General features: G+C 44.8%; 7 protein-coding genes. 3 read left to right on the top strand and 4 right to left on the bottom strand.

Annotated elements, in window-relative coordinates; genetic code table 11:
- Positions 1-76 precede the first annotated feature (76 nt).
- Positions 77-1453: a PAS domain-containing protein gene (locus tag H6G03_RS29335; RefSeq protein WP_190472723.1), complete on the bottom strand. Its 1377-nt coding sequence runs from the start codon at positions 1451-1453 to the stop codon at positions 77-79.
- Between the two features lie 298 nt (positions 1454-1751).
- On the opposite strand from H6G03_RS29335, the gene H6G03_RS29330 reads away from it, so the two are divergent.
- The 3 genes from H6G03_RS29330 to ilvB all read left to right on the top strand — a co-directional run bounded on the left by H6G03_RS29330 (position 1752) and on the right by ilvB (position 5924).
- On the top strand, positions 1752-2369 hold the full coding sequence (locus tag H6G03_RS29330; RefSeq protein ID WP_190472720.1) for a hypothetical protein: 618 nt from the start codon (positions 1752-1754) through the stop codon (positions 2367-2369).
- Positions 2370-2535: 166 nt separating this feature from the next.
- Positions 2536-3852, top strand: coding sequence for an MFS transporter (locus tag H6G03_RS29325; protein WP_190472717.1), 1317 nt, complete (start codon positions 2536-2538; stop codon positions 3850-3852).
- 206 nt (positions 3853-4058) lie between these two features.
- Positions 4059-5924, top strand: coding sequence for a biosynthetic-type acetolactate synthase large subunit (gene ilvB / locus H6G03_RS29320; protein ID WP_322111997.1), 1866 nt, complete (start codon positions 4059-4061; stop codon positions 5922-5924).
- A 68-nt stretch (positions 5925-5992) separates the two neighbouring features.
- Here ilvB and H6G03_RS29315 read toward each other — a convergent pair whose 3' ends face one another.
- The 3 genes from H6G03_RS29315 to H6G03_RS29305 form a co-directional block, all read right to left on the bottom strand.
- Positions 5993-6247 carry a hypothetical protein gene (locus H6G03_RS29315; RefSeq protein ID WP_190472711.1) on the bottom strand — a complete coding sequence of 85 codons (255 nt, stop codon included), beginning with the start codon at positions 6245-6247 and terminating at the stop codon, positions 5993-5995.
- 214 nt (positions 6248-6461) lie between these two features.
- The gene (locus tag H6G03_RS29310) at positions 6462-8432 is read right to left on the bottom strand and encodes a putative bifunctional diguanylate cyclase/phosphodiesterase (protein ID WP_190472708.1); all 1971 of its coding nucleotides are present in this window, start codon (positions 8430-8432) and stop codon (positions 6462-6464) included.
- A 729-nt stretch (positions 8433-9161) separates the two neighbouring features.
- On the bottom strand, positions 9162-11888 hold the full coding sequence (locus H6G03_RS29305) for a GAF domain-containing sensor histidine kinase (protein ID WP_190472705.1): 2727 nt from the start codon (positions 11886-11888) through the stop codon (positions 9162-9164).
- Positions 11889-12043: the final 155 nt, after the last annotated feature.

The following is a 12043-nucleotide window of genomic DNA, read 5'->3' as shown; positions in this document are numbered from 1 at the left end:
CTGATTTAATCGCTCTTTCTGACTCAGCTAGAAGCTGAGGGGTTTTGGATTGCTAGGAGTTTAGACTAACCGCGCCTTAAAGCGCGGTTAGTCTAAACTCCAGTACTTTGCGACTCTTCCAAATAAATGTTCCCGCACAAAGTTCAACCGGAAATACCGTGCCATCTTTTTTCTTATGCCATCGAATAAAAATATGTGCGCTGCCTGTAATGCTGGCTTTGTTGATGGCAGAATAAGTGTTTTCTACTTCGGTACTTACATCCGCTGGTGTCAGTTTTAGGGCTTCTTCTTTGCTATATCCGTACATTTGTAAAAAAGAATTATTTACATCTAAAAAAAGACCTGTTTCTATATCAAAAAGAATAATGGCATCTAACTCATTTGAGAATAGGAGCCGATATTTTTCTTCGCTTTCTTGCAGATCTGCCTCTGCTTGCTTGCGCTCGGTGATGTCGGTAATCATTCCCAATGTGCCTATGTATTGCCCGTCTCGATCGCAGATGGGAGTGGCAGATACAATTGTCCACAGGTCAGAACCATCTTTGCGGCGGAATTTAAAATCGTATTGTTCTTGAATACATTGTCGATGGCGTTCCATTTTGGCAGCAGCACCAGCTTGATTTTCTTCATCTGTAAACGCAAATATCGGCATACCTAACATTTCTTCAATGGTATAACCCAACATTTCTGCCATTTTTTTGTTAGCAAAGATTGTTTGGTTTTGGGCGTCGAGAACCCAGATCCCTTCGTTAGCTGTCTCGATGATGCGACGATAGCGTTCTTCGCTTGCTCGCAGTGCTGTTTGGGCTTGCTTTTGTGCGGTGATGTCTACCATCACTCCCTGTATTTTTACTGGTCGATCGCTCGACCTAATTACCGTGACAATATTCCTCAACCACACTACCCGCCCATCGGCTGCGATCGTGCGATATTCCAAATCGTATTCTTTTTTGCTTTGAATGTTTTGATGGCAAAAGTTAAGTACCTGTTCTCGGTCATCTGGATGGATATGGTTTTTCCAGAAGTTTGCCTCCTCAAACCAAGTTTTAACCGGATAGCCCAGCAATCGCTCGGCTTTTTGGCTGACAAAGGTAAATTTTTTAGTCTGTGCATCGGCTTCCCAGACAATTCCATCAATCCAGTTGACAAGTGATTGGTATTTGTGCTTAGATTTCGATAATTCATCTAAAACTTGCTTGCGATCGCCGATTTCTTTTTGCAGTTCTTGGTTGATTGCTTCCAGTTCCTTGACGCGCCGCCAGCCGAGTTGAGCGACGCAAAATGCGCTCGCCAAAAGAATTAGAGTTAGTATTTCTGCGCTTAAAATTATTTGGCTAAAAATAATTTGCTCTTTTTGTAGCTTTAGACCTGACGAGAAAAGAAGTGTACTGATTAAGAAGCAAACTCCGATCGCTAGCCACAGATGCAGCATCCCATAGGAGAATTTCCTCATGGTGAATCCCCCGATATTTCCAGACTGCTAGATAATTTTCTTGGTTTCATAAAAATTTTATATATAGTTTCTTTTTTTACTAAGCATCACAAGAGAAGCAAATATTGGTAAGGTCTTAATATCAGGATGCCCTAAATAATCCTCTGACAGCGGTTAGTTTACATAGTTTTGAAAATATAAAAAATTGTATATATAAATAGATGATTCGAGAAAAAGCTGTATAATGCACAAGCTAAAATCAAAGGTAAGTAGTGGCGCAAAAAAAATTTTGTAAACCGCTGACTGTGGCGTTAAGCTGATGAGCGTGATTATTTGCCCTGGAATTCACGAGCCGGATCTGACGAAAAGTTTTGTTGACGGATTGCTATGGCGATCGTCGGGTAATTTATCAAACGGCAGAGCAACCGAAAATATACTGATTTTTCCGATTCAAGAATACCCAGCATACTCAGCCTTTCACATCCTCCAATTTTTGGGCAACTGCGGTATCTATCCTCTTGATGGAAATTCATCGCCCGTACCGCTAGTATTTATTAGTTTCAGCGCTGGTGTTGTTGGTGCGATTGGAGCGGCTTGGATGTGGCAGGCATTAACAGGTAATGTGAAAGCGTTTATCGCTTTAGATGGCTGGGGTGTACCTTTGGGGGGTAACTTTCCCATTCACCGACTTAGCCACGATTATTTTACACATTGGAGTTCTGCTGTACTGGGAACTGGGGAAGATAATTTCTATGCTGACCCAGAAGTGACGCATTTGGAACTTTGGCGATCGCCTCAGACAACGATCGGTTGGTGGATACACTCCGAATGCGGGAAATCCGAACAGCGAAAACGTCTCAGTGCAGCCCAATTTTTGACTATGCTGTTAGAGCGGTATGGGGAAGAGAGGGACTGGGGACTAGGGCGTCGGGACTAGGGAAAAGGGAAAAGGGAGGAATTTTGACTTTCGACTGAGTGACTTTTGACTGAGTGACTTTTGACTTTCCTCCCCACTCCCCCACCTCCCCTCTCTTCCCCCAGCTAGCTCTAAGCGGGAAAAGCAGGTAACTTGGTGTTAGTCAATTGCAGTTATTAACGTTGTTATGTTTCCAACTGACCCTTCCACTGCTTCTAGTAACGGGTTTGGGAATCTACTAAAAAAAAGACCTTTTATGGCGCTGTGGATTGGGCAGATCGTGTCCCAAGTGGCGGATAAGGTTTTCTTTATTTTGCTAATTTCCCTGGTGGCAGAGTATCAAGAACAAGCACAGCAGGGCTTTGGCAATTCTATGCGATCGGCGGCGATGGTCGCGTTCACGCTGCCGGCGATTTTGTTTGGATCGGGAGCTGGGATATTTGTAGACAGGTTCTCCAAGAAGCAAACGATGATCGCCAGCAATGTAATTAGGGAGCTGTTGATTATAGTGCTGGCGTTGCTACCAAAACAGCCAGAACAGTTTTTGATCTTGTTGTTGCTAACGTTTGCGATTTCGACTGTAACGCAATTTTTTGCTCCCGCCGAGCAGGCGGCTATCCCGCTGGTGGTGCGTCATGAAGAATTGATGTCGGCGAATGCTTTATTTGCAGCATCAACGATGGGCGCTCTGATTGTGGGTATGATTATTGGCAGCCCAATGCTCAATGTGGCACACAAGTGGGGGGGAGATTACGGTCGAGAAATCTTCGTTGGTGGATTGTACCTGCTGTCAGCAGTAATAATTCAATTCATGCGATCGAAAGAAAAAAGGATTGCGGATAAGCAGGTTGCTGTCCATCCCCTAACCGATTTAAAGGCTGGCTTGCGCTATTTGAAGCACAACCGCCTGGTAAGTAACGCTATGGTACAGTTGACGATTCTATACTCAGTGTTTGCCGCGCTAACGGTGTTGGCGATCGAACTGGCACCCCAAATCGGTCTGAATAACGAAAATGGTGAATTTAGCTTCTTGTTGGGGGCAGCTGGGATAGGAATGGTCTTCGGTGCGGGCATTTTAGGGTATTGGGGCGATCGGCTGCACAGCAAACCCTTACCGTTGGTCGGTTTTTTTATTATGAGCTTTGTTTTGGCCATGTTTACCTTAACGACCAAAATCTGGCTGGGTTTGAGCTTAAGTGTATTCTTAGGTGTGGGAGCGGCTTTGATCGGCGTGCCAATGCAGACGGTGATTCAACAGCAAACGCCAGAATATATGCGCGGTACTGTGTTTGGCTTTGAAAACAATGCGGTTAACATCGCTCTGAGTTTGCCTCTCGCCATTACAGGACCATTAACCGACGCCCTTAACAATCTCTTGGGAGCCGACGAAGGAGGTGCTAACCTGGGTTTGCGCGTAGTTCTCTTGGGGATGAGTCTACTTGTCTGCGTGGCTGGGGTTTGGGCTTGGCGGAATACCCGCCATGTCTTGCAAGATGTGATTTAGAAATATTACGAAGCCGCATAGCAGGAATTTTCTCTCCCGAAATAGGTATCACAATTGAATTGGCTGGTGTGGCGGTCTCAAAATTTTGCCGCCGCTCCAACCCCGATCGATTGCGATCCGAAATACTAAAGTATTATTAAATACAATTTTCCGATCTACATTGACTTACCCAATTTGGAGGTGCCCTCTCCGTGTCTTCCCAAACCGTGTCTCAAAGAGAATCCTGTGGTGGCGAAGAAAATACATCGAAGGAGACTGTTAGGCGTGCAACCGGTGGCTTCGCCCTAATTGACAGTCTCAAGCGCCACGGCGTCAAACATATTTTTGGCTACCCAGGGGGTGCGATTCTCCCAATTTACGATGAGCTGTACCGCGCCGAAGCTGCCGGTGGCATAAAGCATATCCTGGTCAGACACGAGCAAGGCGCTGCCCATGCGGCGGATGGCTATGCGCGTGCTACGGGTCAGGTGGGAGTTTGCTTCGGTACTTCTGGCCCTGGAGCGACTAACCTGGTAACGGGTATTGCCACGGCACACATGGATTCGATTCCAATGGTAATTATCACCGGGCAGGTGGGTCGGGCGGCGATCGGCACCGATGCTTTTCAGGAAACGGATATCTACGGCATTACGCTGCCAATAGTCAAGCATTCCTATGTGGTGCGTGACCCCAGAGACATGGCGCGGATCGTGGCGGAAGCATTCCACATCGCCAGCACGGGACGTCCGGGGCCGGTTTTGATCGATGTTCCCAAGGATGTGGGATTGGAAGAGTTTGACTACGTGCCGGTCGAACCGGGTTCGGTGAAGATCCCTGGATACCGTCCGACGGTGAAGGGCAATCCCCGCCAAATTAACCAAGCGGTAAGTTTGATTCGGGAAGCGCGGCAACCTCTGCTGTATGTGGGAGGTGGGGCGATCGCATCGGGTGCCCATACAGAAATTATGGAATTGGCTGAGCGGTTCCAAATTCCGGTGACCACAACGTTGATGGGTAAGGGGGCTTTTGACGAAAACCATCCCCTCGCTTTGGGAATGTTGGGGATGCACGGGACGGCTTATGCTAACTTTGCCGTGAGCGAGTGCGACTTGCTGATTGCTGTGGGGGCTCGTTTTGACGATCGGGTGGCCAGCAAGTTGGATGAGTTTGCTTCTCGCGCCAAGGTAATTCATATCGATATTGACCCTGCTGAAGTTGGCAAAAACCGGGTTCCAGAAGTTCCCATTGTGGGCGATGTGCGGCAGGTGCTGATGGATGTGCTGCGTCGATGTCACGAAACTGGTGCTTCCGGCAACGCCACTCAAACTAGGGAGTGGTTGCAAAGGATCGATCGCTGGCGTGAAGATTATCCTTTGATTGTGCCGGAATATCCGGATGTTATTTCGCCCCAAGAAGTAATTGCCGAGTTGGGACGTCAAGCGCCTCATGCTTACTACACTACCGATGTCGGTCAGCACCAAATGTGGGCCGCGCAATTCCTCAAAACAGGCCCGCGTCGCTGGATTTCCAGTGCTGGTTTGGGCACTATGGGTTACGGTGTACCGGCGGCAATGGGTGTGAAGATGGCACTGCCCAATGAAGAGGCGATCTGCGTTGCCGGTGATGCCAGCGTGCAGATGAATATTCAGGAACTCGGAACTTTAGCACAGTATGGTATAAATGTCAAGATTGCAATCGTAAATAATGGTTGGCAGGGAATGGTGCGCCAGTGGCAGCAAGCATTCTATCAGGAGCGCTACTCGTCCTCTAATATGGAAGTCGGAATGCCGGATTTTGTGAAGCTGGCAGATGCCTATGGAATTAAGGGGATAGTTGTATCGCGTCGAGCAGAACTTAAGGATGCGATCGCCCAAATGCTGGCGCACAATGGCCCCGTCTTGCTCGATGTCCGCGTTAAGAGGGATGAAAACTGCTATCCGATGGTAGCACCCGGTAAGAGCAATTCTCAAATGATTGGTTTGCCAGAACGCAAGAAGTTGGAGAAAGCCGTCGAGTTAATTTATTGCACTAATTGCGGTGCTAAGAATGTGGGTAGTAATAATTTTTGTCCTGAATGCGGCACAAAACTATAGTCTTGAGAAGGTATTCAGGTATTAGTTTTTAGTTTGAAGAGGCGCGAATAATCGCGTCTTTTTTTGTTTTAATATCCTGTGCTAGGCAAGCAGCTGGTATTATTCTCCCCAGCCGCATCAATACCCACGACTTGCACCCATCCTCTACGCACGGCATGAATAAGTCGTTTCGCGGAACGATAATCTTCTTCGTTAATTGAAACTTCTGCGAGTGTGGCTATTAGTTTATAATACTCGCTCGCAGTCATTTTTCCAGATTTACTAGCTTTAACAAATAGTTCGGAGATGCTATGGGTAACTAAATAAAGCTGGACTTGCATCATAAATTTATTCCCTGACTATCTAGGAAGTTTTGGGCTCTAAAGTTCAGTAGGTTCAGTTATTTTTAGTGTAGTGATTAAATGTGAAAAACTCGTGAAAACAAAAATTATTTCTGCTAAACGCGCAAAAGGCGGTAAGGGACAAACTTGCGAACTTCTGGAGGGAGATTGCTTACCGACATCAAGCAAAAAGCGATTACCGATCGCCAGCTTTCAATTATCGCACAAATCCTTTCTTAAAGCGCTTATTGAAGCAAAGAGAACAATAGCTAGAAGAAATTATAACTGGGTTTGGGCTAGATCGATAATTTTGCAGCAGTTCGGTTGCATCTTGAGGCGATAGCGGCTTGCTAAACAAATAACCCTGCATATATTCGCATTCAAGACTTCGCAAGAAATCCCTTTGCTCTTCTGTTTCCACCCCTTCCGCCACCATTGTAAGATTCAATACTTTTCCCAAAGCAGCGATCGCCGCAATAATAGCCCCATCGTTGGGATCGGTCGCCAGCTCGCGCACAAAAGACTGGTCAATTTTTAGTTTATCAAGCGGGAACTTTTTCAAATAACTGAGAGAAGAATATCCAGTGCCAAAATCATCCATAGAAATAGACACACCCATGTTGTGCAATTCTTGCAAAATTGCCCTACTAAAATCCACATTTTGCATCGCAACGCTTTCAGTAATTTCTAACTCTAAAAAATGATTCTCCAGACCTGTTTCCTGCAAAACACGCGCCACAATTTCCACTAAATTGGGTTGCTGAAACTGCCGTGCAGAAAGGTTAACTGCTACGGATAAAGGTGGCAAACCTGCATCCTGCCAAGCCTTAATTTGAGTGCAGGCAGTCCGCAGTACCCATTCGCCTATCGGTATGATGAGACCGTTTTCTTCAGCCAAAGGAATAAACTTTGCTGGAGAAACTAACCCGAACTCAGGATGCTGCCAACGCAGCAAAGCTTCCATTTGAGCGATCTTACCTGTGTTGGTATTAATCTGAGGTTGGTAGTAAACAACAAATTCTCCTCGTTCTAGAGCTTGGTGCAGCTCATTTTCTAACATCAACAGTTCCGAAGCGTGAGAATTCATAGCCGCAGTATAAAACTGGTAATTATTGCGACCTTGTTCTTTCGCTCTATGTAAGGCGGCATCGGCATTTCTTAAAAGTGTTTCCCCATCTTGCCCATCATGGGGATACAAAGAAATACCAATACTGCTGCTAATATGAAGTTGATGTCCTTCGATATTAAAAGGCTGCTTAAGAGTATCTAGAATTACCTGGGCGATTCTACCAGCATCTTCTGCACAAGAAATTTGAGGTAGCAGCAGAGTAAATTCATCCCCTCCCCAGCGAGCAACCGTATCGTGCTGCCATAGCGAACTTGTGAGACGTTCGGCAACCATTTGCAACAACTGATCGCCGCAGGCGTGACTTAAGGTATCGTTGATTGTTTTAAAACGATCCAAATCTAGAAACATCACAGCCATCATTCCTTGGTTGCTTTTTGCATTTACTAATGCCCCAGACAACCGCTCGTTGAACAGTATTCGGTTAGGCAAATCGGTTAAAAGATCGTGCAGAGCCTGATAGCGAATAGTTTCCTCTGCCATCCGCCGTTCTGTAATATCCCTAAAGCTCCAAACTCGGCCAACAATTTCTTCTCCCAGACGCTGAGGCTTTGAATAGCGTTCAAAAATTCTGCCATCTTTAAATTCCAAAATATCGCAAGATTCTGCCTCCGGTTGGGCGTACATTTCGCCTACTTTAGCAAGAAAACTTTCGGGGTCCTTTAGCTGATAGACGACAAAAGATAGGGCTTCTTTGTCATCTTTTAAGGCTATAATATCAGCAGGAATCCGCCACATCTGTACGAATTTTTGATTATAAGTTGCTATTTTTCTATTTTTATTAACCACAAGAATGCCGTCAACAGTTGATTCAAGAGCTGCTCGTTGAAGAGAAAGCGATTCTTTAAGTTCTTCTTCTGCTCGCTTAAGTTCTGCAATTTTGTTCTGCAATTCTTGAAAGGCTATGCGTAATTCATCTGTGCCCTCTTGGACTGGGTTTTCTAATTTATTGTTCGGCTGTTTGAGAGTTAGCAATTTAGCTTGCACTTTGGTCTTGGCGTTGCGTAAACAATCGCATATTTGCTGACGATAGTCTATAAATTTTTCGGGGTTAATTTTCATATTTTGTTGTGGCTTTTTTAAAGTATAAATATGTTTCTGGCCTCGGTATATCGCAGCAAGATTTATTTTTTTTAGTGTTTTATATGAGGAAAAATATTCTAAAAATCTAATTAATAACTTTAGCCAAAACCATATTATATTTATGAGTGTTAGTAAGATTATTTTAATTAAAAAAAGTTCTCTCCATTCCCTAATTAAATCAAAGTATAAATTCTTGCTAAAATTTTTTTTTGTAAATTTCATTTTCTGAACTCCTCTTAAATTCACAATTTATTGAATTATGACCGCTTACTTTTGATGCACTGCACAGTCCGTCCTTGTTTGCGTTACCTTAACTTTTAAACCTTAACGGTCGGCGGTTAAGTCCGAAGTACACATATGGGAAGGTAAGAGTATAAACAAGTATATTTTGATATATACGATAAAGCGCTGCTAAACGTAGCATAGGTTAGTCGTGATATCAGTCACTTAATTTTGTGTTTTAAAACACACCATAATCAGTCACGATATGCTAAAGGGAGCTTTATAGGCTGTTTTCTGCACTACTAAAAGTGGGAAGTTTTATGAAAAAAGATGTTTATTATACAGCTAGCCTTACTAAATTATAGTAAGTAAAACAATATTTTTTATGTACTATAAACCTGGCATTGGGTAGGTTTTCACTGTACCCAATGGCAGATGTTGTTTGAGTACTTAACTGATTGTGAATGAGTTGAGCGGCAAAGAAGTCTACCGATCTGGACAGACCGGAACCTCAATCCAGAACTCCGAGCCTTTTCCGAGTTCTGATTCACACCAGAGGGCTCCTCTGTGTTTTTCGACGACAATCTGATAGCTAATGGACAAGCCAAGCCCTGTACCCCGTCCGACAGGCTTAGTGGTGAAGAAGGCATCAAACAGTCGAGCCCTTACTGGTGGGGCTATTCCCGGCCCGTTATCGGCTATTCTCACCGTGACATAACGGGGCTGTAACATCTGCGTACAGATGCGAATGGTAGGGCTGAAACCTTCTAACGTCGGAACGTTAGCATTTTCTAACTCTTCTAGCGCATCGATCGCATTACTCAAAAGGTTCATAAACACTTGATTGAGCTGTCCGGCATAGCACTCTACCAGGGGCAAGTTGCCATACTCTTTGATAACTTCGATTTGAGGACGACTCGCGTTAGCTTTCAGACGATTTTGCAAGATCAACAGCGTATTGTCAATACCCTCGTGAATATCCACCGGTTTCATTTCGGCTTGGTCAATGCGGGAGAAATTCCGCAAGCTGAGGACAATTTGACGAATGCGATCGGCACCCACTTCCATCGAGGATAGAATTTTGGGTAAGTCTTCAATAATAAATTCCAAATCGACATCTTGGGCGCACTCTTGGATCTCAGAGGCAGGTTCGGGATAATTTTGTTGATAAAGATTTACTAACCTTAGCAGGTCTTGGCTGTACTTGTTTGCGTAGGTTAGGTTCCCGTAGATAAAATTGACTGGATTGTTGATTTCGTGAGCCACACCGGCCACCAGCTGGCCGAGACTCGACATTTTTTCGGTCTGAATTAATTGCGCTTGCGTCTGTTGGAGGTCGTATATGGCTCTTTCCAAGGCTTCTGCTTTTGTTTGAGCCGATGTGGCACTTTTTTGAGCTTGCTCGTACAGTTCTGCTTGCTGAATGGCGATCGCTACCTGAGTGGCCAGCTGTTGTAACAACTCTATTTCGCACTCTTGCCAAACTCTCGGCTTTTGACATTCGTGGACGATCAGCAAGCCCCAGACAGAACTGGAAGCAGGGAGAGGGAAACTAGCGGAATTTGGCTCCCTTTCTCCTCCTTTATCATTTGCAGTTTCTACTAATTCTTCCGTTCTAGGTATAGGTACAACCAAACTGGCTCGCACTTGTAATTGCCGCAGTGAGTTGATGTAACTGTCATCTAAGTCGCCATTAAATACATCATTAATAGCCTCTACTCTTTCTCCTTGGTATGGATAAACGCACTTACTCGGTAAACAACTATTTTGAGTCATTTGTCCCAGAATAGAGATGTTGTTGTTTTTTGTTTGTTCTACAACCACCTCACCTTGGCAGTCTTCCGTAAATTGATAAATTGCTACCCGATCTGTATTTAATAAGCTTTGTACCTCCCGCACAGCTGTCTGTAAGATCGTTTTTAAATTGAGAGTGCGGCGAATTTGATCGCTGATTAACCTTAGAAAAGACTCTCGCTCCATTGAGGCGCGAGTTTGGGCATAAAGACAAGCTTGTTGGATCGAGATAGCTAATTGGTTAGCAACTGCTTCGGCTAATTCCCGATCGCTTTTAGACCAATACCGATTGTACGAACATTGGTTTAGATAAAGAATGGCGTGCAGTACGTTATTAGCCTGTACTGGCACAACTAAAGAAGATTTAATACTAGCTTTTTGGTATTCTTCATTTTGCGTACCGATGCGCGGATCTTGAGTAATATCGTTAATAACAACCGTTTGAAGATGCTGAATTACCCATTGCGTAATCGGCCCTTGGGTATCGAAATCATCTATGGAGGCAAAAAACGGTTCTCGATAAACCTCGTAAAGATGCTGGCGTCGGTAGGCAGCTCGATGGGCTGTTTCCCAAAAACTTTCCGATTTCGTTTGGGAAAATTGGCCAATGGAAATTTGGCATTCTCCTTTACTTCCTCGCTCTGGTTCGCGACAGTCTTCTACCAAGTGAACCAGACATCGGTCTACTTCCAAGGCGTCCAACAGCTGGCCGATCGCAGAAGTTAAAATTGTCTCCAAATCGAACGTTTGGCGAGTTTGGCTGGTAATTTGGTTAATCAGTTTTTCTCGCTGCGCTTGTTTTTGACTTTGTTCGTAAACTTGAGTCTGACGAATGGCGATTTCCAACTGCTGGGCGAGCAATTGCACGATTTCAATTTCAGCTGATGACCAATGACGAGGGCGATCGCGCAAACAGGCAATCAATCCTATTCTGCTTTCCTGCCCAGATGTTCCATCCCTACTATCCTTACAGACAGGCACCAACAGGGTGGCGAAGTCTCTCTGCATCTGTAAGCTAGGGGAAACCCCTGCCCTGTTCAGTTTCAATTTGGGTTTTGCAAATCCTCCAATCTGCAATCGCGAAAGCAGTCTAATAATACCGCCGTAGGCTGATGGTGCTGGATACGAGCCGCAGTTGACTACCAATTGGCCTTGGGTGAGCGTACTTGCTGCCGAGCCAAAAATTTCTATCCAATCATACCCCCACTGTATAGATTGTATAGATTTTTGATGACTGCGAACTTCCTCGTAGACTACTTGAACCCTTTGCGTTTCCGGAAAGTACCACAAAAAACTACAACAATCTAAATGTAACAGGTTGGCTACTTCTTCCACTGCCGTTTGAAGTAGAAACGACCCATGTATCGCTCCTACTTTTATTTCCAGAGAGTTCCAGATGCGCTCAATAACTTTTCGCATCAATGCGCTCCGTTTTTGGGGATCTTGAATCCAAGCAATTTCACATCGATCTGCATAAGGGAGCACAGGGGATAGCCGAGGTAGAAGGGATATAGAGCCTAGCATAGTTATACCTGAAGAACATTTGATTCTTGTGTCCAAATTGCTTAAACTCT

Origin of the sequence: Aerosakkonema funiforme FACHB-1375 (assembly GCF_014696265.1) — a bacterium.
Lineage (GTDB): Bacteria > Cyanobacteriota > Cyanobacteriia > Cyanobacteriales > Aerosakkonemataceae > Aerosakkonema > Aerosakkonema funiforme_A.
Note: the sequence above shows the minus strand (reverse complement) of the source record. Positions and strands in the feature narration are given on the sequence as shown.